We start from the raw sequence: 19,892 nt of genomic DNA on the forward strand, positions 1-19,892 counted from the left end.
ATTAGGAAACTTTCTTCAACGTTTCGCCCTGGAGGGCTCATGCGCGGTTTCACCCGCCGCCTCGTCGCCGTGGCGGCCGCCGCCGCGGTCGTCGTGACCGGCGCACCGACTCCCGCACAGGCACATTCGAACGACTCATATCTCAAGGTCGCCTACTTCACCCAGTGGGGCATCTACGGCCGTGACTTCCAGCTCGCCGACGTGCAGCAGTCCGGCGCGGCGGCCAAGCTGACCCACATCAACTACGCGTTCGGGCCGGTCACCGCGGCCGGGGTCTGCGACTCGGCGGACCCATGGGCGGACTGGGGCACGTCGTTCTCCGCGGAGAACAGCGTGGACGGCGTCGCCGACGTGGCCGGACAGCCGATCGCCGGCAACCTCAACCAGCTGGCCGAGCTCAAGAAGAAGAACCCCAAGCTCAAGGCGCTGATCTCGCTCGGCGGCTGGACCGGCTCGGCGTACTTCTCGGACGCGGTGCTGACCGACGCCTCGCGCAAGAAGCTGGTCTCGTCCTGCATCGACCTCTGGATCAAGGGCAACCTGCCCGGTCTGCCCGCGGGCGTCGCGGCCGGCATCTTCGACGGCATCGACCTGGACTGGGAGTGGCCCGGATCGTCCGGCAACGCCGGCAACATCATCCGACCCGAGGACAAGCAGAACTTCACCGCGCTCGTCGCCGAGTTCCGCTCGCAGTTGGACAAGCTGGGTCGCACCAGCAAGAAGAAGTACGAGCTGAGCGCGTTCGTGCCGGCCGCGCCGGCGAAGATCACCGCCGGGTTCGAGGTCAACAAGATCTTCCGGTACCTGGACTTCGCGACGGTGCAGGGCTACGACTTCCACGGCACCTGGGAGCCGGTGGCCAACCAGCAGTCGGCGCTGCGCGTGCCGCAGGGCGCGCCGGACAACCCGGACTTCTCGGTGGAGAACACGATCAACGCGTGGATCGCCGGTGGGGCGCCCAAGCGCAAGCTGATCCTCGGCGTGCCGTACTACAGCCAGGGCTGGACCGGGGTCACCGGCGGCCGTAACGGCCTGTTCGGGGCCGCGACCGGTCCGGCGCCGAGCACCTTCGGCGGCGGCACCGAGGACTACAAGCGGGTCAAGGAGCTGACGTCGCAGGGCTTCAAGGTGCACCGGGACGTGCTGAACGGGCACGCTTGGCTCTACGACGGGACGACGTTCTGGACGTACGACGACCCGGCCGTCCTGCTGCAGAAGTCCCTCTACATCCGGCTCAAGGGTCTGGGCGGGGCGATGATGTGGTCGCTCGACGGTGACGACGAGAAGGCGTCGCTGACCAAGGCGATCTCGGCCGGCCTGCAGTAACCCTTCCCTGACGATGCGGCGGTGTGCCCGTTCGGCGCACCGCCGCATCCGTTCGGCGCATGGGGGATCGCCCGATCATCCGACTGGTCGTTAGCGTGACGTGTACCACACGCACACGCTGACGAAGGAGTCCCATGGCTGAGCCGGATCGTCCGCCGCGTACCGATAGAAGTCCCTGGAACTGGCTGCTCCTGATTCCGATCGTGGTGCCGCTGCTGACCTTCCTCTACAACCACGACGAGCCGCGCCTGGCCGGCTTCCCGATGTTCTACTGGCTCCAGTTCGCCTTCATCCTGCTCGGCGTCACCACCACGACGATCGTCTACCAGATGACCAAGCGGAGCCGGCGATGAGCGATCACATCACCGAGATCGTCATCTTCACGCTGCTGTTCCTGCTGGTCAGCGGGATGGGCTTCGTCGCCTCCCGGTGGCGGGCGCCGAAGGACATGGCCCATCTGGACGAGTGGGGGCTGGGCGGGCGCAGCTTCGGCGGCTGGATCACCTGGTTCCTGGTCGGCGGTGATCTGTACACGGCGTACACCTTCGTTGCGGTGCCGGCGCTGATCTTCGGCGCCGGGGCGGCCGGGTTCTTCGCGGTGCCCTACACCGTGGTGATCTATCCGCTGTTCTTCCTGATCCTGATCCGGCTCTGGTCGGTGTCGCACCGGCACGGCTTCGTGACGCCGGCCGACTTCGTGCGGACCCGGTTCGACTCACCGGTCCTCGCGCTGCTGATCGCCATCACCGGGATCGTGGCGACCATGCCGTACATCGCCTTGCAGTTGATCGGTATCGAGGCGGTCCTCAAGACGATGGGCGTGACCGGGGACAGCGTGCTGGCCCGGCACCTGCCGATCATCATCGCGTTCGCGATCCTGGCGGCGTACACCTACCAGTCCGGGCTGCGGGCGCCGGCGCTGATCGCGTTCGTGAAGGACACCCTGATCTACATCGTCATCCTGGTGGCGGTGCTGTGGCTGCCGTACAAGCTCGGGGGCTGGGGTGCGATCTTCGATGCCGCCGACGCCAAGTTCCAGGCTTCGCCGAACCCGAACGACGGCATCCTGCTGAACGCCAACAACCAGGTCCAGTACTTCACCCTGGCGCTCGGCTCGGCGCTCGCGCTGTTCCTCTACCCGCACAGCATCACCGGTGTGCTGGCCAGCAGGAACCGCGACGTGATCAAGCGGAACATGTCGGCGCTCCCGGCGTACAGTCTGCTGCTCGGCCTGATCGCCCTGCTCGGCTACATGGCCATCTCGGCCGGGGTGAAGCCGCTGCCCGGGTCCAGCCCCGGCAGCGTGGACAACAACACCGTGGTGCCGCTGCTGTTCGACCAGCAGTTCCCGTCCTGGTTCGCCGGCGTCGCGTTCGCCGCCATCGGCATCGGCGCCCTGGTGCCGGCCGCGATCATGTCGATCGCCGCGGCCAACCTGTTCACCCGCAACATCTACAAGGAGTTCCTGCGCAAGGACGCCACCCACGCGCAGGAGGCGAACGTCGCCAAGATCACCTCGCTGGTGGTGAAGATCGGTGCGGTGGCCTGCATCGTCTTCCTGGACCCGCAGTTCTCCATCGACCTGCAGCTCATCGGTGGCGTGATCATCCTGCAGACGGCGCCGGCCGTGGTGATCGGCCTCTACACCCGCTGGCTGCACCGGGGCGCGCTGATCGCCGGCTGGGTGGCCGGCATGGCCCTCGGGTTCTGGATGCTCTGGCAGATCCCGAACGCGGCGACCGGGCGCGCGCACTTCGGCGGCTCGGCGTTCCCGCTCTCCGACTTCGGTTTCGACACCAAGGTGACGATCTACGTCGGGTTCGTGACCGTGCTGGTCAACTTGCTGGTGGCGGCGATCGTCACGCTGATCCTGCGGGCCGCGAAGAGGCCCGAGGGCGTGGACGGCACGACCGCGGACGACTACTTCGCCGACGAGGGCGACCCGCGGATCGAACGGCAGCGGACCAGCACCGTGGACAGCGTGTCGTCGACCTAGGCGGTACCGGCCGGCCTCGAAGCATGGAACGAGAGGCCGGCCGGCTTTCCCCTCGAATCGGAGCGCCACTCGCGTCCATTCCGCTAGCGTCTGTCACAGAAGTCGCCTTTGTCGCTCCCGGTGCGGCGTACAGGAGCTTGCGTTGGCCACCCAGCCCACCCTCACCCAGCAGTTCGCCACCGAATACGCCAAAGGCGCGGTGCCGGGCATGCTGCGCGCCATCCGCCTGATCAAGCGCGCCAACGGCCTCATTCTGATCGGCGCGCTCACCGCGAGCTACCTGCATCAGGCCCACTACCTGGCCCAACTCGGCGCCGGCATGTTCGCCTGGATCGTCCCGGCCGTCTTCGACCTGGCCATGCTCTCCATGCTCACGATCACCCAGACCACCGGCATGGCCGTCGACGCCAAACGGGCCGCCATGAAGATCCTGGTCGTCGTCGTGACCATCTCCGCCGCCGTGAACTTCGCCGCCCCCGGCCCGCTCGGCCTGCGCATCATCTTCGCCCTGGTGGTCGGCCTGGTAGCCGGCGTCGAATGGGTCGCCGCCAAGATCCGCCCCGACTTCGCCGCCATCGAGGAGCGCGAGGTCTCGGTGATCAGCGAGGTCCGGCCGAACCGCAAGCTCGACCCCGAGGTGGCCAAGGCCCGCGCCGCCAAGGCCGCGGAGACCCGCAGGGCGAAACAGGCGGCCCGGGAAGCCCAGGAGGCAGCGCGGGCCGAGGCCGCCCGGCTGCGGGCGGCCAAGGCCGCTGAGAAGGCACGGGCCCGCGCCGAGCGCGACACGCTCGAGCATTTCCTGGAGCCCCGGCGCGAGGCGATCGGCGCCCACCGAGCCCCATAGAAACACCATTTTCGGTACGGGTTTTCGAAAGAGTCTTGCCGAGCCGCGCGACCTTCGCAGTGGGTCGCGGCCCACAGCGCGACCGCCGGGCTCAGGCACGTGGCTGAGCCACCGGGCGGATCTGCTTGGATGGTGCGGTGACGTTCACGGTGACCGAGGTGCCCGAGCGCGAACGCTTCGAGGCCCGAGACGAGGCGGGTGAGCTCGCCGGCGTGCTCACCTACCAGCTGACCGGCAACATCATCGTCTTCACCCACACCGAGGTGACCCCGGCCTTCGAGGGCTCCGGCGCCGGCTCGGCGCTGGCCCGAGCCGGACTCGACGAGGCCCGCGCCAAGGGCCGGACCGTGGTGCCGATGTGCCCCTTCGTGAGCGGCTGGCTCGACAAACACCCCGAGTACGAGAGCCTCGTCGCCCGAACCACCCGCCGCATCAAATGAGCGCCGACCCCGAGATGTTCGAGTTCCGCGAGGAGCCCGAACAGCCGCAGCCCCGCCGCTCCTCAGCCACACGGTTGAGCGGCGCCTTCCTCGCCATGGTGGCCCTGACCATGCTCGTGATGCTCCTCGCCGGCGGCCTGCTCCTCTGGCTGGTCCGGACGATCTGAACCGCCCACCCGAAATTCGGCCTTTGCGTCGAATCCTGAGTAGCGGCTGCTGAATCCAGCCCGAGAAGTATGCCCGCAGCGGCAAGGATGATCCCAGGCCACCGCCGCGAGTTCGCATCGTTGGGCAGCGACCGGGGCTTGGGGCCGTGGGGTCGTGGGGCCGTGGGGCCGTGGGGCCGTGGCGCCATCGAATGCCGCCAGCGTCGTCCCAGGATGATCATTGAAGCGGCCGTCTTCGCGCATGTGGCTTGAGGGCGACGGACGAGTCGGCCTGTACGCCGGACTATGTGCCTGATCTTGCCCGTACGCTGCGGAAACGTCGGCTCCAGGCCCGTCTAGGGCGTCGCTAGGGCGTCAGCGGCTTTTTCGGGTGCCCGAACAGGGCGTCGATGGCGGTGCGGGTGCGGTCCTCGCTGGCCGGCATGAGGTGGGTGTAGACCCGGAGCGTGAAGCCGGGATCGGCGTGGCCGAGGTAGGCGGCGAGGGCCTTGATGGTCTCGCCCGCGTCAAGTAGAGCCGAGGCGTAGAAGTGACGCAGCGCGTGCATGCCGGTCGCCCGGCTCCGCTCGATTCCAGCGCTCTTCAGGGCTGGGTGCCACATGTCCGGATTGAAGTCGCTCCGGTTGATCGCATTCTTGCGGGTCGTGGTGAACACGAGGTTTGCCGTGACCGGCTTGCCCTTGCCGGGGTCCTCCCAGGGCAGCGTGACGGCCACCGGGGGAACAGCGGCGATGTGCTGCGCGAGGATGTCGGCGATGCTTTCCGGCAGCGGTATCCGCCGCTCTTTGTCGTTCTTCGGGAGGCCGAAGACGAGCCGGGACCGGACCCGCTTTACCTGCCGCCGGACATGGAGCCAGCCGCCGATGAAGTCGATGTCTTCCACGGCCAGGCCGAAGATCTCGCCCTGTCTCAGTCCGCAGCCGCTGCCCACATCCACCATCGGCTGATAGCGGGCCGGGATTGCCGCCCGAATGGCGCGAACCTGTTCCAGCGTCCACGGGTCGACCTGGCGTTCATCGGGGCGGGGCGGATCGACTGATTTCGCGGAGCACGGATTCTTGCCGATCCGTTCGTCATCGACGGCCGCACCGAGAATCGTGCGTAGGTGGGTGAAGGTCACCGCACGGGTGGCCGGGCCGATCACGTCGACCATCTGAGCGTCCCACTCGCGGATCTGGCCCGGTTTGATGGACGAGAGCTGACGGTCGCCGAAGTAGGGGTAGAGGTGCCGCCGCACCCTGATTTCGACGCTTTCGCGGGTGGAGGCGTCGAATCGCCGTGTGCGTAGCCAGGTCTCGGCGAAATCGCGGAACAGCATCTGGCCGGCGGCCGGGTCGATATAGGTGCCCCGAAGTTTGTCCGACTCGATCGAGGTGAGGAAGTTCTCGGCGGCGCGCTTGGCGCGGTCGGGGAATGACTTCTTTCGTTCCCGCCCGGTGGTGGGGTCGGTGTAGCGCACCCGATACCGCATGCCGACGCCGTGCAGTTTCGTCTTGACCCGAGTGATCTTCCTGCCGGGTCCGTTGATGGTGTTGAACCATCGATCCTCGATGTGGGCCATTACGCCGCCTGCCGCTGCTGACGGAACCACTGGCGGACTTCGTCGGGGTCGTAGCGCAGGTGCCGCCCGACGCGTCCCGCCGGTGGGCCGTAATCGCGTTTGCGCCAGGCGTAGAGGGTTTGGACCGGGACGCCGAGGTACTGGGAGGTGCGTTCGATCGTCCACAGGTCGTCTGTGGTCGTAGTGGTCATCGTGGCGGTGTCTCCTTGCGGGTGATGGTCAGGTAGACGCGTACCTCGCCGGTGTGGCTGGCGGGGTGGGTGCTGGTGCGGCAGATCGCCGTGTCGCCGTAGCACTTGGCGTAGTAGGCGGTCAGGTAGCGCTTCTGGACGGTGACGGTTTCGGCGGGGCCGATGAGCCGGATCGCGAGCAGGGGGCGGGGTCGGTGGGGCATGGTGGGTCCTTCCGGGTCGCAGGTGCTCGGGTTGGTGTGGTGTCGCTGTGGAGTTGTCAAGGAACGGTTGACACGTACGTGTCAGGCGGCGAGGGGGTGGACCGTGGTCGCTGGGTCCGGGTCGGCGTAGTCGAGGTTGTGGGCGTGGCGGCGGGCGGCGTCGGCGGCGCTGTTGGCGAGTAGGGCGTCGCCGGTGGTGATCCAGCCGGTGGCGTGGTAGCCGAGTCGGCAGACGACGAGGTCGGCTTCTTGGTCGTCCCAGAGGTGGGGGTGGCCTTGGGTGCGGCGCCAGATGACGCGTTCGAGGCGTTTGAAGGCGTAGGTGACCGAGAAGCCCCGGCTTTTGGTGGTGATGTGGCCGCCGTGGCCGTACTGGTGGGCGTAGCGGCGCAGCCGTTGCCAGCCGTCGGCGGCGCCGAGTGTCCAGCAGGCCCGGATCAGCCGGCCGACGTGCGTGGTCGAGTCGGTGTGCAGGTCGACGGCGAGCTGGTCGAGGCGGCGGAAGGTGGAGCCGGTGGCTTCGGTGCTTTTGGTGACGTACTTGGCGAGGTAGCCGGTGAGTTTGACCAGGTTGGCGTCCGCGCCGGGGGCGTTGATGTGTTTGAGGTCCAGGCCGCGGGTGCCCCAGCCGATTGGCCAGCCGCCGGGGTGCTCGGGGTGGGCGCGGCTGGTGTAGGCGGTTTTGCGGAACGCGGTGTCCAGGACGCTTTCGAACATGGTGCGGGTGACCGTCTGGTCGGCGGGGACGATCGCGGTGGGGCAGTCCGGGTGGTAGCCGTCCAGCCGGAAGATCGCGTGGTAGTGCACGACGCCACGGGCCTGGAATTCGTAGACCTTGACGTAGCGGCGGCGCAGGGTGACGCCGAGCCGCCGGCCGAGGCGTTCCAGTTCGCGGTCGGCTTCCTGGACGGTGCGGCGCCACAGTTCCGGGGCTTCGTGGTTCCACACGACTTGGCCGGTGTGGTCGTAGCAGTCCAGGCAGAACGGCACCCCGAGCAGCGGGTCGGTGGTCTTGTGCCGGGTGGTGCAGCGCATCTCGACACCGTGCGGGCAAGGTTTGGCGAACGGTCGGCAGATCGAGGCGCGGCAGGTGCAGCGTTCCCGGCTGCGGCAGTCAGCGGCGTGGGTTTTCACGACGCGGTGGTGGACCGGGCCGAAGCTGGGGGCGGTGGCGGTCAGGAAGATTGCGATGTGCTGGTCGAGTGGGGGCAGCCCGTAGCGGTTGCCTTCCAGTCCGGCGCGGATGATCTGGAAGGTGTCGCGGCGGTACACCTCCGCGCAGGACGGGCAGACGGAGGCCCGGCGGTTGCCGCACGGGGTGTAGAGGACACCGTCGGGCATGTCGGTTTCGGTGTCGATGGTGTGCATCAGCTGGCCGTCGCGGTTGCGGACGTCGATCTGCCCGGACAGCCGGATCGGGCGGGTGCAGGCGGCGGCCGCACTGACGTGGCCGAGCCAGTCGTCGAGGTCACCGGAGCGGACCCGGGCACGGGCGGAGACAACCTCGGTCGCGTCGAAGCCCAGTTGTGAGTCCGGGTCGGCGGGGGCCGGGCTGGTCGTGGTGGGGGCGGCCCACGGCCAGTAGGTCTCGGCGTTCTCCCCCGAGCCCGCAACCAGGGAAGTGGTTGCGGGTCCGAGAGGCAGCGTCGAGCTGCTCATCTGGCGGCTCCGATCACAGAGCCGTTGTGCGGCCGGGTGGTGGCCGGCACGGTTGGGTTGTCGGTGAGGTGGGTGAGGATGTCGGCGGCCTGCGTGCTCGGCACGCGCAGCCGGACAGCGAGTTGGTTCGGGTTGATGTCTTCGCCGTGGGTGTCGCGGTGCGAGGCGGCGATGGTCCGGGCGTTGTTCAGCAGCGGTTGCGGGTATCGCGTCACCGGGACAGCCGGGGCCGTCAGCGCAGGCGTGGGCGTCGGGGCTGGGGCAGGTTCTGCTGGTGCCGGGGCGGTGGTCTTGCGGGCCGGGGTCCGTGCGGGTGTCTTCTTCGCCGGGGTGCTCTTCTTGGCGGGTGTGGTGGCCCTGGTCTTCTTGGGTGCGGCGGCCGGGCGGACGCTCACGCGCTCGGTGTCGGATGACGTGGCGGGTGAGGTGGCCGGCGTGTCAGCCGTGACCGGGTTGGTGGGCCGGGGTGTTGCGGTGGCGGTGAAGACGAGCTTGGACAGGCCGAGGAAGGCCAGCGCGGGCAGGGCGGAGACCACCCAGCCGGAGACGCCGGGCTTGGCGACGGCGAGCTGTGCGGTGAGCGAGAACAGCACCGCGCCGAACAACAGGACCATCGGGTAGCCGACCTTGGCGTGCGGGTCACGGCGACGGCGACGGCCGATCTCGATGATGGCGGCGGTCGGGATCAGTTCGGAGATGACCGCGTTGGCCCAGCCGAACCATTCCGGGGTTCCGGTCGGGCTGTTGTCGAGCGTCCAGTCGTGGACGTGGGTGAACGAGGCGGCGCCGGCCATCAGGCCGACGAGCAGGACGATGACGATCAGGACGAGGAACTGGATCGTGTCGACAGAGTTCCGCCTGCGTGAGGCGGTGGGCACGGTGGCGTCCAGCTTGGACGCGGCGGTGGTCATGACGCCTGCCGAAGGGGCGGGGCGTCTTCGAAGCGGGAGAAGCCGAGCAGGACCGGGCTGGTGAGCCCGAAGTGCTCGCGGATCAGTTTGGTGACGGTTTGAACGTCGTCCATCGTGCGGATGGGAGTGGGCAGTTTGAGTTCGGCGTTGCCGTGGGAGATGCCGCCGGGAAGGGTGTCGGCGTAGGAGATCAGGTAGCGGTACGGCTGAGATGTCGTGGTCATGGCTGGTGGTCCTTTCAGACGAGGGTGTTGGTCAGGGCGGTCAGGACGGCGAGGACGACAGCACCTCGCATCAGGTCGGTGGCGAGCCGGATGAGCCGGTATTTGCGCTGCACGGAGCGCGACAGGCTGATCAGTTGGTGGGCTTGGTAGGCCGCGTGTTCGCGGTCGGTCTGCTCGAACTCGGTGAGCAGGGCGGAGATGGTGGGCGCTGCGGCCCAGCGGACGAATCCGTGGTTGCCGCGCAGCGCGGGCCGCACGGCGGTCATCAGCAAGATGACGGCAGCACAGATGGTGGCGACCGTGAGGACGGCTGTAGTGGTGGCCGGGCCGGTCAGCGGGACTTTGGCGATGATGGCGACGCCGACGGACGCGGCGGTCAGGGAACCGGCGAGCAGCATGGCTGCTTTGGTGTCGATGCGGCCCATCTGGGCGTTGACGTCGGTGATGGCGGTGGTGAGGTGGTCGGTGGTGGTCATGCGTAGACCTCCGGATCGAGTGGGACGACGGCGATCACGCCGTCGCAGCTGTCGCAGAAGACAGGGACAAGGCGCAGGTCAGCGAGATCGCTGACCAGTTCGGTCGGGGTGTTGTAGGTCGCCGGGTAGACGGCGGTGCCGTCGCAGTCGCCGCAGGGCAGCGTGCAGACGGGGCAGGATTCGAAGAGTTCGCCCAGGGCGTCATGGCGTCCGGCGGGCATGATGTGGTCGATGCAGAACCGGCAGTGGTGCTGCCGGAGATGGGATTGCGCCCACGCCAGGGCTTGCGCCCAGGTGGCGAAGGCGTCGAGCCAGGTCGTGTGACTGGTGATCTGGCAGCAGGGGCAGGACGCCTCCCACGGCCGTTCCGGGGCGAAGAAGCCCTGAGGGTTGAAGGTGATGCGGACGCGCTGCTCTTGGAGAAGGCTCATTGGGCACTTCCCGAGGAGGCGCAGTCGAGGCAGGCGCCGGTGCGGCGCGGGATGTAGTAGGTCTGAAGCTCTCCGCACTTGGGGCAGGTCCGGCGGGCGGCGAGTGCCCGGCCGACGGCGGCGAGCTGGGCGGGGCTGGCCGTGCGTTTCGCGACGGCGAGGTCGATGCGGTACAGGTAGGCGACGCGGTCGCCGCGACGCCACATGATCTGCGCGGCGATCTCCTGTCCGCCGGGACGAAGGTTCTGTTCGCGCAGTTGGCGGCGGGTGGCGAGGCCGGTCGGGGCCATCCGGAACGGATAGGTGGGCAGGCCGTACCGCTCGCCGGTGGGGTCGTAAAAGTGCATCGGATCCTCCGGAGTGGAATCGGCCGGCACGGTGTCGGCCTGGTCGTCGCCGTGGTCACACGGCTGGCCGAACGTCGGGAAGACGTAGGTGTCGCGGTCGATGTCCTCGGGCAGGAACGCCGCCGCGCAGACGGCGCAGACGATCGGGCCTTCCTGGAAGGCGGTCACCGAGAGGCGGATCTTGCGGGGGCACTCGCACTCGCAGGAGACGCCGTTGTTGTTGTTCGTGCGCTCTTTGCCGGGGCCGAAGACCTCGGGGTGGCGGTAGACGGTGAGCGCGGCGTCGAGGCTGCCGATGATGTCGGCGTAGTCGAGGGCGGCCTGGTCGGTGAGGGTGCACGGCGAGTAGCCGAGCTTGTCGTCCTTGCGGGCTGAGAGGCCGAGTTCGGCGGCGAGGGTGGCGAATTTCTTGTTGTGCCACCGGCCCTGCCGAGAGGTGTCCTGGACACCACGGGCGTCGGCGAGGCCGTGGGTGGCCTCGTGCAGCAGAGTCACCAGGATCTCGGCGGGGCTGCGTTTGAGTCCTTCGCCGGAGATCAGGACCTCGGGGAGTTGCCGGTCGCCGTGCTGCCAGCGCAGGGACGCGAAGTGGCCCCACTTCATCGCGGCGTTCGGTTTGGCCGGCGAGCCGGAGCCGACGATCAGGACGGCTTCCGGGACCTCAGAGTGCCGGGCGCGGATCGCCGCCCACGCGGATTCGAGAACAGCCAGGAGTCCGGCCGTGGTGAACGGTTGACACGTACGTGTCAGGTCGGGGATTACGGGGGTGGTCATGGTCTACCTCCCGGAGTCGCAGGTCAGGCACGCGCCGGTCGAGCGCGGGATGAAGTAGGTCTGGACGCGGCCGCACAGGCCGCAGGTGCGGCGGGCGAGCAGGGCTTTCGCCAAGGCGCGCCGTTGTGCCGGGGTGGCGGTGCGTTTGGGAGCCGCCAGATCACGGCGGTAGAGGAACGCGACGCGGCGTTGCTTGCGGTGCCGCCAGAGGATCTGTGCGACCGGGTCTTGCCCGTTGGGTCGCAGCCCTTCGGCTCGTAGCTGGCGCAGGGTGGCCAGCCCGTCAGGAGCCAAGCGGAAGGGGAAGGTCGGGAAGCCGTACCGGCGTCCTTCGGGGTCGTAGAACTCGACCTTGATGCCGGTGCGCGCGCCGAGCGCGTCGAGGAACGGGTTGGTTCGTGTGGTCATGCGGCGGCCCTCCGAGCGGAGGTGCGGCCGGTGAAGAAGTGCAGTTCGACGTCCGCCGGCACCGGCTCAGGGGTGCTCAGGTCCAGTTCGCGGGAGTAGCCGAAGCCCTGATCGGGTGTGGTGGTGTGGCGGCAGCGGCCGCAGATCCAGGCGGCGGCGGTGAGGGTGGCGGTGTTCATCGGCGGGCCGCCAGCCAGGCGAGGAAGCCCTCGCGGGTGGGCCACGTTTCGGCCCAGGCGCAGGAGTCGGCGTAGGTTTCGAGATCGTCGGGGGAGGCGTGCGCCCATTCGAATTCGTCGGCGGCCGCCCGCAGGGTGGCGATGACGTTCTTGGCGGTCTGGTTGCCGTTGTCGTTCCAGTCGACGATTCGGTTGAAGCCGTCGAAGCAGGTCGGGCCGCAGTCGTAGCTGACGCTGGTTCCCGCGTCGCTGAGGTAGTTGATGAGCCATCCGGCAGCGCGGCGGCAGTCACCGAGGGTTTCGAGACGCTCGGAGGTCGGGAAATCGGTGCGGCGGCCGTGAGCGGCCATACCAATCGCACCGAGGGCACAGGCGGCCGGGAAAGCGCCGAGACCGGCGTAGTAGTCGTTGCGGGTCCAGCCTCGAAGTTCGAGGTAGTGGGCGGCTCCGCGCAGGGTGTCGGCCGGGGTCACCGTGATTTCCGTGGTGGTGTCGGCGGCGGAGCTGGTCGGGTTTTGGGTACGGTGCATGACGCCACGTCCTTTCGTGGGCGGTGGTGGTGGCCGACGGGCCGGGGTGGCTTTCCAGGGCTTGATCCCGGTTCGTCGGCTGTTCCTATGTGGTGGTGCTGGTGGTGCCTTTCTCAGCGGTTATTGGCCGCGTACTTGGCGAGGTGCCGGCCGACCGGTCCGTAGGGGCAGCGGCGGCAGGTCACGGTGTTGCGGGTGAAACGGTGCGGTTTGCGCCAGGTGCCGCAGGCGGTGCAGCGGACCGCGATAGCGCGGCCGTGCCGGTCACGGCGTACTCGCGGGATCAGTGCGGTCTTGGTCATGCGACGGTCCTCAGTTCGGCTTCGAGTTCCGCGCGGCCGCGCCGGATCCAGGCGGAGTAGTCGGCGACGCGGATGATGTCGGCGTTGCTCAGGTAGGCGCCCTTGACCAGGGCGGGGATGCCGCCTTCGGCGATCAGGAAGCCGCAGCCCTGGTTGTTCGGGTCGACGGTGTTGCTGCTGTAGCCGCGGGCGGCCCAGCCGTGACCGAGGACGATGTCGGAGGACACGTCGGTGGTGCAGCGGCCGGCGAACCGCCAGGCGAACAGGTCGCGCAGGCTGGTCGGGATGATGTCCGAGCTGGGGCGCTGGGTGGCGGCGATGACGATGATGCCGACCGCGCGGCCCCGGGCGACCAGGTCGCGCAGCAGCGAGTAGAACCGTTTCTGGTCCTTTTCCTCTCCGGCCGTGGCCGAGAAGTAGGCGATCTCATCGACTGCGACGAGGATCGCGTTGAACGCGTCGTTCGGCGCGAACTTCTGCCGGCGCACCGAACGCAGGAACGCGTACCGGTTGTCCATGACCGTTTGCAGGCGTTCCAGGGTGAGGATCGCCAGATCCAGGTCCGGGCCGACGAACACGTCGGCGCAGTCCTCCCACAGGCCGAGTTCGACCTGTTTGCCGTCGAGCAGGCACAGGCTCACGTCATGGCACAGCGCGGCGGTGCCGACGATGGTGTTCAGCAGCGAAGATTTTCCGGCGCCGGGCTCGCCGCCGATGAGCATGTTGCGGTAGATCAGCGGCAGGTAGACCGGGTGGCCGAACTCGTCGAGGCCGAGGAACACCGGGTCGAAGATGGACATCAGGGTGCCGACCGGGATGCTCGGCCGGGCGAATGGTGGAGACATGGCGCGGTGGCTCCGATCGGACAGGAGGTGGTGGGTCCGGCGTGACGCTGGTGACGACAGGTCGAGGCCACGCCGGAGCACCGGTGGAAGGGTTTGACACGTACGTGTCAGGAACGGTTAGGCGTAGTCGCTGTTGTCGATGCCGTCCGAGGACGGCTCCGGCGGGCGCGGGCGGCGCGGCCGGGTGTTGGTGTCGGGTGAGCGGCGGGAACGCTCCGGGACGTCGGCGAGGTTCACGCCGGTCGGCGGGGCGGCCGGGGAGACCGGCGCGGTGGCCGGCATGCTGTCCGGAACGTGGTCCGGCAGGCTCGACAGCACGGTGTCCGCCAGGGTGTCGCGGCGGGTGATGTCGAAGCGGATCAGCGCCGCGTACTTACGTGAGGCGCGGTTGACGCGGATCTCGTTGGCCCAGCAGGCGACTGCCAGTTTCGACAGTTGGCCGGGCTGTTCCAGGTCGTGCATCGACAGGCCGGGACGCAGCCACACCCAGACCCGTTCACCGGCCGGGGTCGGCCGGGCGAGCAGGATGAACGGCAGCGTGCCGTGCCGGTTGGTGGCGATGAACGCGGCGAAGCAGGTCCGCAGCCGGTGCCGCACGGTCAGGCACCAGTACACCGACATCACACCGATCCGGATCACCCGGACCAGCCCGACAGCCGTGCCGACCGTGACGACCAGGCCGAGCGAGAGCCACAACGGGGTGGCCATCATCAGCCACGTCCAGCCGTAGACCAGGAAGCCGCCGAGGATCACCTCGGGCAGCCACCACCAGACGATCCGCAGGATCGGCCAGACCAGAACCAGCGCGCCGAAAGCGGCGCCGGTGAACACGCCGAGCGCGATACCGGTCAGCAGGCCGAGGATCGGATGGATGTAGTGCGAGGCGACCGTGCCGGCCAGAACGCCGACGATGGCCAGGGTGACCCAGAACGTGATCTTCGCCTTGCGGCGCTGGGAACGAGCCATCGGGGCCTCGATGACCGTGACGGTCTGACCCTTGCTGTTTCCGCCGGTCAACGTGCGGCGGGTAGACTTGGACACGACGATTCCTCCCTCTCCGGAGGGCTAGGAGTTGTGGTTGAACAGGTGCGGGGCCGCACCTAGACGCCAATCTCTGGCGGCCCCGCGTCTGCGAAATCGGTGGCTACAGGAGCCAGACGGACGAACTGATCAGGCGGCTTGCAGGGCCGTCGGGCTAGACACCACCTCCAGGCCGGACGCCTTGTACGCGGTACCGCTACGGGTTTTGCCGTTCTGCTCCGACACCCACGGCAGCGCCTCCAGATCCAGCGGGACGACTCGGTCGCCGTCCTGCACATCCGGCTTCTCGGCACTGACGATCGTGATGTTGAGCTGCGCGGCCCACTTCCGACCGAGCGCCCGGCCACGGCCGAACACCGGCGCGGTCCACATCGGCAGACCGGTCTCACGGGTGTCGCGCTTCTGCACACCGTCGCCGTCAAGCTTCGGCACGATGTCGTCCGCCATCTCGAAGATGACGCTGCTGGTGTCCAGCATCAGACGCGGCTGATTGCTCACGCGGGGCTGGTTCGGCATAGCTGACTCCTTGGTTTGGTTGAACGCCCGAAGGGACGTCGGTCAGGGAAGCGTTCCTGTATCGCAACCCTGTTGCGCAACACTGTAGCGAAACCAGATAGTGGTGCGCAACGGAGTTGCGGTACTCTGTTGTGGTGGCTGACCCGCGCGACCTTCTTCGTACCGCTACGGAGCGGTATCGCAAGACCGCCACTGATCACGATGCGGCCAGGCTGGCCGCCATTGACGCTGTACTTGCGGCCCTAAAGGCGGGTATCGGGCCATCGGAAGTTGAACGACTCTCTCCATTTACTGGGGCTTACGTGCGGCGCATCGCCCGCGAAAATGGCGTCCCGCCAGCAGCACCCGGCCCCAAGGCCAGTACCTAGCGCTCCATCACCCCCTCTGTGTGGGTTCCCCTCAACGTCATCAATTCAACGTGACGTGCGGATCAAGTCGCCAGAACTGGTGCCGAACTGGCACTGCACTGCACATGCACGAGGCCCGCGACACATAGGTCGTCGCCTCTACACTCGCGACTGAGATCACTCAACGTGGGGGAGAAGGTGCTGGTCGTAACAACATGGCACGGCGACACAGCCGCTGCCCTCCGCCTAGCGCTCCGGATGACATGCGAAGAGTTCGCAAACCATCTCGGAGTCTCGGGGCGTGGCGTGTCCAAGTGGGAGGCCAACCCGGGGACCGAGCTGTCCTTAAAGACTCAGCAGCTGCTCGATACCGCCCTCCGGCTAGCGGCGGACGATGCCCAGGCGCGATTCGTGCAGTTGCAGGCAGAGCGATCGACTAGCCAAGCCGCAACAGCGGACAGCCCGACCATCGAGCTGCCGACGATTCAACCAGCGAGCATCGCGCCTGGCATGGTGTCTTCTCTCGGCGAAGGTCTACGTCATCACTACACGGCTGACAACCTGCTCGGCCCGCGGGTGCTCTTGCCAGTGATCGAGGCTCAGGCGAACGCGATTGAATCACTTGCCAGGAACGCAGGCGGCCAGACGCTAACGGATCTGCTTCAGGTCGGCGCCGGCTACGCCGAGTTTGCGGGATGGCTCGCGCAGGACTCGGGCGAAGCTGCTGCCGCAACGGGCTGGTATCGCCGAGCGCTTGAACTTGCCGAGGCAGCTGGGGACGACCGGATGGCGGGGTTCGTACTCATGCGTCGCGCGGTGCAAGCAATCGGTGCCCGGCAAGGCAGGCATGCGGCCCAGATGGCGCATGCCGCACAGCGAAGTGGTGATCCTTCGACTCTTCGCGTCCGAGCCATCGCAGCTCAGATGGAGGCAGTCGGCTATGCCGTCGACGGGATAGCGTCTGAAGCCGACCGGGCACTCGATCTGGCCGAGTCCGTGTTGGCAGACAGCCAGACGGCAGAACCTGAGATCGGGGATCCATCGATCAGTCGCTATTGCGACCTCGGTCTGTACCTGGACATCACCAGAGCAAAGTGTCATCTGGAGTTGCAACGCGGCGATGCTGCTGTCGAAGCATTCGCCAAGGTCCTTGACGCGTTGCCACCTGAGTATCACCGTGACCGGGGGCAGTACCTCGGGCGCCTCGCGCAGGCCTACGTGCTGTCCGGAGCGCCGGCGGAGGCGTGTTCGACGGCGGAAGAGGCACTAGCCATTGCCGTCGGCACGGGTTCGTCTCGTACCATCAAGGACCTACAAAGCTTGGTGCGGCAGTTGGAACCCTGGTCACAGACCGCGCCGGTCGTGAAGCTCCGAGCCCTGCTGGTGAGCACGAAGTGACGGAGGTACCCGCCGAGTGTTCGCTCTAGCCACCGATGCCGCGCCCGGTCGTCCCAACGAGGATTTCGTTGTGGCAACCCCGGAGATCGCCGTAGTCGTTGATGGTGCTGGCATCCCATTCGGGGGGTGCCTTCATGGCGTTGCCTGGTACGCCCAGCAACTTGGCGTGCAAACACTTTCGGCCCTGGTCGAAAAGCCAGGCATCGCTCTGAATGAGGGACTGGCCATCGGGATCGCGGCGGTTGCAGACCTCCATCGTGACACCTGCGACCTGAGCAATCCCGGAACGCCCTGTGCGGCCATTGGGATCCTGCGGATTGGCGAGGACCAGGTCGACACGCTGGCGCTGTCTGACGTGAGCATCGTCGTCGATCTCGAATCTGGGCCGGAGGTGACGTGTGACCTCTCGATCGAAGAGATCAGCGGCACCGAGCCGGACGCGGTTGCTGGATTCGTGTTCGGTTCCGAGGGGCATCAGGCTGCATTGGCCGGCCTAGTTGCGAGACAAACCGCCACCCGTAACCGGACAGATGGCTGGTGGGTGGCAGCGGCAGATCCTGAGGCGGCTCATTTTGCCCACGTGAGCAGCTACCCCAGATCCGCCATGGTCCGTGCCAGCGCTTTCAGCGACGGTGCAACCCGTCCGGTCGACCAGATGCGTTGCTATGAGTGGAGCGCATATCTCGATTTGCTCGACAAGATTGGCCCAGCCGGTCTCATCGGGCAGGTCCGCGCCATCGAGACCGCTGATCCAGATGGTGAGCGGTTCCCGCGGACTAAGCGTCACGACGATGCGACTGTTGCTCAGTACCAGGCCGGTCTGACCTTCAGTTCATAGGCTTCGAGGCGTCGGGTAACGGCGTGTGGACGGACGTGGCTGCCTGTTCAGCTTTTGTGAGAAGTTTCTATACGGGTTCAAGGCGGCCCGCTTCGCGGGCCGCTCGCGCCGCCCAAGCAGGGCCGGGCAGAGCCCGCCACGACGCCGCCGGCTTCGCCTTGGCGTCGTGGTTGCAGCCCTGCGGCAGGCGCGATACGCGAAGAAGCCCCGGGTCGCCGAAGTAGCAGGCAGTCCGGGGCTTGAGGTTTCTCGGTGGCATGACGCCTCAGGCGGGGTGGCGTCAATCCCGTCACCCTTCGTCCGGGGCCTTGGCTCCACCACGAAGGCCGACCGGACGGGGGGCCGATCGTACTTCTGGCGCTGCTAGGTGGGGGGACCCCGAGGTGCCAGAGCATCGGCTTGTGGACCCTCGCCCTCTTGGAAGGATGCTAGAAGGGAGGCTCATCGTCGAACGGGCTCGCCTCGACCTCGATCTGAACTTGATCTCCGACCGTCACCAGGATCAGGTTGCGACCGGCGTCAGTGAAGTCATCTGTAATCTCCTTCAACCGTCGCCCGCTGAACGTTACTGATCCTTTTTGGTCCTGGTAGTCGGTGACGGTAGCTACAGAGAGCTTCGGTTGTACATGTGTAACTCGGAAGTTCAAGATCGGCACTCGTACGATTCCTAAAATTTCTCCCGAGTCGGGGTCTTTGATTTCGTTAATTTGGAGTAGCTTTGCGCTGGCGCCTACTGCCACACCTGAATCTGATCCCATGTTCAGGGCAATCATATGGTGAGTCAGGATCCTAGCGACCTTAGCATTCAGCTTGATCTTACTCATCTGCAACCTCGCCGATCTCCAATGCCTTTACCTGCTGCCAAAGCTGGGGAAAGTATGAATCTTGCACTTCATAGGTTTCGAGACGAACCTTTGAGGGTGCGCTCTCATCGTATGGGGCTCGGTCCCGTAGGTGGCTCCAAAACTTCGGCGAAAAATCTTCGATGCAAGATAAGTGCACGACTTGCCTCAGCTCGTCAACATGGACGACCTCAACAGCCCCCTTTATTGCATCGGCGACTTGGCCTACGACCAAGAAGCGTGTTCCCGGCTGAGGGACTATTCCACTAGGCTCGAAGTTGGCAAAAATGGCTAATTGTCCTTGTGATTCTGCAATACCAATTATCTCGGGTGGTGGAACCTCCTGCGAAAGAAGCGCACCAAGTGCCTGTGCCCTACCCTCTTTGAGCCCAAGCAGAAAGATTTCCTTGGCTCGATGCTCTGCTTGCGTGAGCTCAGCGGTCAACTTCGCGACTCGTTGTTCACCCTCGCTCGCCTTTTGTTCCAGCAGTGAGAAATCCCGAAGCTTGGTCGCGGTGTCCACTATCTTTTTGAAAGCGATGGGGGCTGCTCCTAGGGCTAGAGCAACACCTACGACGATGAAGAAGACTGGCTCCCAGTGAAGCTGAGCGGCTCCTAAGTAGAGGCCGACAACGCCGGCCAAGGAGAGCGCCCACGTCCAGAAGCGTTGAAGAAAGTCTTTCAACGGGAAGATCCACCCTTGATCAACTCGGCGGAAGTGAGCCAGTAGAGGCTACAGCATTGCTGCGACGTGTGCTTCCCTGCAAAGCGCACCCTTCCACCTGGGTCCATCGACTTCCCTAGCTCGGCGTCGGCCGTTTTATCAGCTGGCATGCCCTCGCCGGGCGGGCAGGCTCCCGGGATGAGAAGGACTTCGTTCCCTCACGGTGACATCCGTGAGGTCAGAGTCATCCCGGTCGCCTGCCCAGAGGGATGCCAGCCCACCGCCAGGGCGTCAAACGGTGGGGCTGTTTGACGCCCTGGCGGTGGCCCAGCATGGCGAAGCCCAGGCGACCGGGATGACTCCTCGGGTAGTGGTATGGCGCCCGGCCTGGCGGCCCCGGTCCAGGGCGTCCCCAGGGCGTCAGGGCGTCTC

General features: G+C 66.7%; 26 protein-coding genes. 8 read left to right on the top strand and 18 right to left on the bottom strand.

The annotated features are described in order from the left end of the window. Positions 1 to 39 precede the first annotated feature (39 nt). From OHA21_RS46995 to OHA21_RS47020, 6 genes are all read left to right on the top strand, one after another. The gene (locus OHA21_RS46995) at positions 40 to 1,326 is read left to right on the top strand and encodes a glycoside hydrolase family 18 protein (RefSeq protein WP_328466710.1); all 1,287 of its coding nucleotides are present in this window, start codon (positions 40 to 42) and stop codon (positions 1,324 to 1,326) included. A 134-nt stretch (positions 1,327 to 1,460) separates the two neighbouring features. Further along, positions 1,461 to 1,679, top strand: a complete 219-nt coding sequence (locus OHA21_RS47000; protein WP_328466712.1) for a DUF3311 domain-containing protein — start codon at positions 1,461 to 1,463, stop codon at positions 1,677 to 1,679. Continuing rightward, positions 1,676 to 3,322 carry a monocarboxylate uptake permease MctP gene (gene mctP / locus OHA21_RS47005; protein WP_328466714.1) on the top strand — a complete coding sequence of 549 codons (1,647 nt, stop codon included), beginning with the start codon at positions 1,676 to 1,678 and terminating at the stop codon, positions 3,320 to 3,322. The genes OHA21_RS47000 and mctP overlap by 4 nt, the downstream gene beginning before the upstream one ends. 142 nt (positions 3,323 to 3,464) lie before the next feature. Continuing rightward, positions 3,465 to 4,166 (top strand): DUF2637 domain-containing protein, encoded by a 702-nt coding sequence (locus tag OHA21_RS47010; RefSeq protein ID WP_328466716.1) that lies wholly within the window; start codon positions 3,465 to 3,467, stop codon positions 4,164 to 4,166. Between the two features lie 137 nt (positions 4,167 to 4,303). Further along, a complete protein-coding gene (locus OHA21_RS47015; protein ID WP_328466718.1) occupies positions 4,304 to 4,606 on the top strand; it encodes a GNAT family N-acetyltransferase in 303 nt (100 codons plus the stop codon). After that, positions 4,603 to 4,773, top strand: coding sequence for a hypothetical protein (locus OHA21_RS47020; protein WP_328466720.1), 171 nt, complete (start codon positions 4,603 to 4,605; stop codon positions 4,771 to 4,773). The genes OHA21_RS47015 and OHA21_RS47020 overlap by 4 nt, the downstream gene beginning before the upstream one ends. Positions 4,774 to 5,119: 346 nt before the next feature. On the opposite strand, the gene OHA21_RS47025 is transcribed toward OHA21_RS47020, so the two are convergent. From OHA21_RS47025 to OHA21_RS47100, 16 genes are all read right to left on the bottom strand, one after another. Continuing rightward, positions 5,120 to 6,334 (bottom strand): tyrosine-type recombinase/integrase, encoded by a 1,215-nt coding sequence (locus OHA21_RS47025; RefSeq protein ID WP_328466722.1) that lies wholly within the window; start codon positions 6,332 to 6,334, stop codon positions 5,120 to 5,122. Then, positions 6,334 to 6,525: a helix-turn-helix domain-containing protein gene (locus OHA21_RS47030; RefSeq protein WP_328466724.1), complete on the bottom strand. Its 192-nt coding sequence runs from the start codon at positions 6,523 to 6,525 to the stop codon at positions 6,334 to 6,336. The genes OHA21_RS47025 and OHA21_RS47030 overlap by 1 nt, the downstream gene beginning before the upstream one ends. Next, positions 6,522 to 6,728: a hypothetical protein gene (locus OHA21_RS47035; protein WP_328466726.1), complete on the bottom strand. Its 207-nt coding sequence runs from the start codon at positions 6,726 to 6,728 to the stop codon at positions 6,522 to 6,524. Before OHA21_RS47035 ends, OHA21_RS47030 begins: the two co-directional genes overlap by 4 nt. A gap of 81 nt (positions 6,729 to 6,809) precedes the next feature. Beyond that, complete coding sequence (locus OHA21_RS47040) at positions 6,810 to 8,387, bottom strand: replication initiator (RefSeq protein ID WP_328466728.1); 1,578 nt, start codon at positions 8,385 to 8,387, stop codon at positions 6,810 to 6,812. Further along, positions 8,384 to 9,298, bottom strand: coding sequence for a hypothetical protein (locus OHA21_RS52875; protein WP_442875028.1), 915 nt, complete (start codon positions 9,296 to 9,298; stop codon positions 8,384 to 8,386). The genes OHA21_RS47040 and OHA21_RS52875 overlap by 4 nt, the downstream gene beginning before the upstream one ends. After that, positions 9,295 to 9,522, bottom strand: coding sequence for a hypothetical protein (locus OHA21_RS47050; protein WP_328466730.1), 228 nt, complete (start codon positions 9,520 to 9,522; stop codon positions 9,295 to 9,297). Before OHA21_RS47050 ends, OHA21_RS52875 begins: the two co-directional genes overlap by 4 nt. 14 nt (positions 9,523 to 9,536) lie before the next feature. Next, positions 9,537 to 9,998, bottom strand: coding sequence for a Pycsar system effector family protein (locus tag OHA21_RS47055; protein WP_328466732.1), 462 nt, complete (start codon positions 9,996 to 9,998; stop codon positions 9,537 to 9,539). Next, positions 9,995 to 10,429 (bottom strand): hypothetical protein, encoded by a 435-nt coding sequence (locus tag OHA21_RS47060; RefSeq protein ID WP_328466734.1) that lies wholly within the window; start codon positions 10,427 to 10,429, stop codon positions 9,995 to 9,997. The genes OHA21_RS47055 and OHA21_RS47060 overlap by 4 nt, the downstream gene beginning before the upstream one ends. Continuing rightward, positions 10,426 to 10,776, bottom strand: coding sequence for an RRQRL motif-containing zinc-binding protein (locus tag OHA21_RS47065; RefSeq protein WP_328478964.1), 351 nt, complete (start codon positions 10,774 to 10,776; stop codon positions 10,426 to 10,428). The genes OHA21_RS47060 and OHA21_RS47065 overlap by 4 nt, the downstream gene beginning before the upstream one ends. 777 nt (positions 10,777 to 11,553) lie before the next feature. After that, positions 11,554 to 11,958 carry an RRQRL motif-containing zinc-binding protein gene (locus OHA21_RS47070; protein ID WP_328466736.1) on the bottom strand — a complete coding sequence of 135 codons (405 nt, stop codon included), beginning with the start codon at positions 11,956 to 11,958 and terminating at the stop codon, positions 11,554 to 11,556. Further along, on the bottom strand, positions 11,955 to 12,137 hold the full coding sequence (locus tag OHA21_RS47075) for a hypothetical protein (protein ID WP_328466738.1): 183 nt from the start codon (positions 12,135 to 12,137) through the stop codon (positions 11,955 to 11,957). The genes OHA21_RS47070 and OHA21_RS47075 overlap by 4 nt, the downstream gene beginning before the upstream one ends. Beyond that, positions 12,134 to 12,667 (bottom strand): DUF6197 family protein, encoded by a 534-nt coding sequence (locus OHA21_RS47080; RefSeq protein ID WP_328466740.1) that lies wholly within the window; start codon positions 12,665 to 12,667, stop codon positions 12,134 to 12,136. Before OHA21_RS47080 ends, OHA21_RS47075 begins: the two co-directional genes overlap by 4 nt. 113 nt (positions 12,668 to 12,780) lie before the next feature. Next, positions 12,781 to 12,969 carry a hypothetical protein gene (locus tag OHA21_RS47085; protein ID WP_328466742.1) on the bottom strand — a complete coding sequence of 63 codons (189 nt, stop codon included), beginning with the start codon at positions 12,967 to 12,969 and terminating at the stop codon, positions 12,781 to 12,783. Continuing rightward, positions 12,966 to 13,814 (bottom strand): FtsK/SpoIIIE domain-containing protein, encoded by an 849-nt coding sequence (locus tag OHA21_RS47090; RefSeq protein WP_328466744.1) that lies wholly within the window; start codon positions 13,812 to 13,814, stop codon positions 12,966 to 12,968. Before OHA21_RS47090 ends, OHA21_RS47085 begins: the two co-directional genes overlap by 4 nt. A 117-nt stretch (positions 13,815 to 13,931) precedes the next feature. Then, positions 13,932 to 14,855, bottom strand: a complete 924-nt coding sequence (locus tag OHA21_RS47095) for a hypothetical protein (protein WP_328466746.1) — start codon at positions 14,853 to 14,855, stop codon at positions 13,932 to 13,934. A gap of 129 nt (positions 14,856 to 14,984) precedes the next feature. Continuing rightward, the gene (locus OHA21_RS47100) at positions 14,985 to 15,371 is read right to left on the bottom strand and encodes a hypothetical protein (RefSeq protein ID WP_328466748.1); all 387 of its coding nucleotides are present in this window, start codon (positions 15,369 to 15,371) and stop codon (positions 14,985 to 14,987) included. Between the two features lie 653 nt (positions 15,372 to 16,024). Here OHA21_RS47100 and OHA21_RS47105 point away from each other — a divergent pair. Next, on the top strand, positions 16,025 to 17,116 hold the full coding sequence (locus tag OHA21_RS47105) for a hypothetical protein (RefSeq protein WP_328466750.1): 1,092 nt from the start codon (positions 16,025 to 16,027) through the stop codon (positions 17,114 to 17,116). Positions 17,117 to 17,132: 16 nt separating this feature from the next. Continuing rightward, complete coding sequence (locus OHA21_RS47110) at positions 17,133 to 17,954, top strand: hypothetical protein (RefSeq protein ID WP_328466752.1); 822 nt, start codon at positions 17,133 to 17,135, stop codon at positions 17,952 to 17,954. A gap of 428 nt (positions 17,955 to 18,382) precedes the next feature. Here OHA21_RS47110 and OHA21_RS47115 read toward each other — a convergent pair whose 3' ends face one another. Together OHA21_RS47115 and OHA21_RS47120 are read right to left on the bottom strand one after the other, a co-directional pair. Continuing rightward, positions 18,383 to 18,778 (bottom strand): hypothetical protein, encoded by a 396-nt coding sequence (locus OHA21_RS47115; protein WP_328466754.1) that lies wholly within the window; start codon positions 18,776 to 18,778, stop codon positions 18,383 to 18,385. Next, on the bottom strand, positions 18,771 to 19,481 hold the full coding sequence (locus OHA21_RS47120) for a hypothetical protein (RefSeq protein WP_328466756.1): 711 nt from the start codon (positions 19,479 to 19,481) through the stop codon (positions 18,771 to 18,773). Before OHA21_RS47120 ends, OHA21_RS47115 begins: the two co-directional genes overlap by 8 nt. Between the last annotated feature and the right edge of the window lie 411 nt (positions 19,482 to 19,892).

Source organism: Actinoplanes sp. NBC_00393 (assembly GCF_036053395.1).
GTDB lineage: Bacteria > Actinomycetota > Actinomycetes > Mycobacteriales > Micromonosporaceae > Actinoplanes.

Excerpts from the sequence above, each read along its gene's own strand:
- OHA21_RS47080 (WP_328466740.1), bottom strand. The coding sequence starts at position 12,667 with ATGCACCGTACCCAAAACCCGACCAGCTCCGCCGCCGACACCACCACG.
- OHA21_RS47020 (WP_328466720.1), top strand. The coding sequence starts at position 4,603 with ATGAGCGCCGACCCCGAGATGTTCGAGTTCCGCGAGGAGCCCGAACAG.
- OHA21_RS47000 (WP_328466712.1), top strand. The coding sequence starts at position 1,461 with ATGGCTGAGCCGGATCGTCCGCCGCGTACCGATAGAAGTCCCTGGAAC.
- OHA21_RS47030 (WP_328466724.1), bottom strand. The coding sequence starts at position 6,525 with ATGACCACTACGACCACAGACGACCTGTGGACGATCGAACGCACCTCC.
- OHA21_RS47070 (WP_328466736.1), bottom strand. The coding sequence starts at position 11,958 with ATGACCACACGAACCAACCCGTTCCTCGACGCGCTCGGCGCGCGCACC.
- OHA21_RS47040 (WP_328466728.1), bottom strand. The coding sequence starts at position 8,387 with ATGAGCAGCTCGACGCTGCCTCTCGGACCCGCAACCACTTCCCTGGTT.
- OHA21_RS47025 (WP_328466722.1), bottom strand. The coding sequence starts at position 6,334 with ATGGCCCACATCGAGGATCGATGGTTCAACACCATCAACGGACCCGGC.
- OHA21_RS47075 (WP_328466738.1), bottom strand. The coding sequence starts at position 12,137 with ATGAACACCGCCACCCTCACCGCCGCCGCCTGGATCTGCGGCCGCTGC.
- OHA21_RS47100 (WP_328466748.1), bottom strand. The coding sequence starts at position 15,371 with ATGCCGAACCAGCCCCGCGTGAGCAATCAGCCGCGTCTGATGCTGGAC.
- OHA21_RS47090 (WP_328466744.1), bottom strand. The coding sequence starts at position 13,814 with ATGTCTCCACCATTCGCCCGGCCGAGCATCCCGGTCGGCACCCTGATG.
- OHA21_RS47055 (WP_328466732.1), bottom strand. The coding sequence starts at position 9,998 with ATGACCACCACCGACCACCTCACCACCGCCATCACCGACGTCAACGCC.
- OHA21_RS47115 (WP_328466754.1), bottom strand. The coding sequence starts at position 18,778 with ATGAGTAAGATCAAGCTGAATGCTAAGGTCGCTAGGATCCTGACTCAC.
- OHA21_RS47060 (WP_328466734.1), bottom strand. The coding sequence starts at position 10,429 with ATGAGCCTTCTCCAAGAGCAGCGCGTCCGCATCACCTTCAACCCTCAG.
- OHA21_RS47065 (WP_328478964.1), bottom strand. The coding sequence starts at position 10,776 with ATGCACTTTTACGACCCCACCGGCGAGCGGTACGGCCTGCCCACCTAT.
- OHA21_RS46995 (WP_328466710.1), top strand. The coding sequence starts at position 40 with ATGCGCGGTTTCACCCGCCGCCTCGTCGCCGTGGCGGCCGCCGCCGCG.
- OHA21_RS47050 (WP_328466730.1), bottom strand. The coding sequence starts at position 9,522 with ATGACCACGACATCTCAGCCGTACCGCTACCTGATCTCCTACGCCGAC.
- OHA21_RS47085 (WP_328466742.1), bottom strand. The coding sequence starts at position 12,969 with ATGACCAAGACCGCACTGATCCCGCGAGTACGCCGTGACCGGCACGGC.
- OHA21_RS52875 (WP_442875028.1), bottom strand. The coding sequence starts at position 9,298 with ATGACCACCGCCGCGTCCAAGCTGGACGCCACCGTGCCCACCGCCTCA.
- OHA21_RS47035 (WP_328466726.1), bottom strand. The coding sequence starts at position 6,728 with ATGCCCCACCGACCCCGCCCCCTGCTCGCGATCCGGCTCATCGGCCCC.
- mctP (WP_328466714.1), top strand. The coding sequence starts at position 1,676 with ATGAGCGATCACATCACCGAGATCGTCATCTTCACGCTGCTGTTCCTG.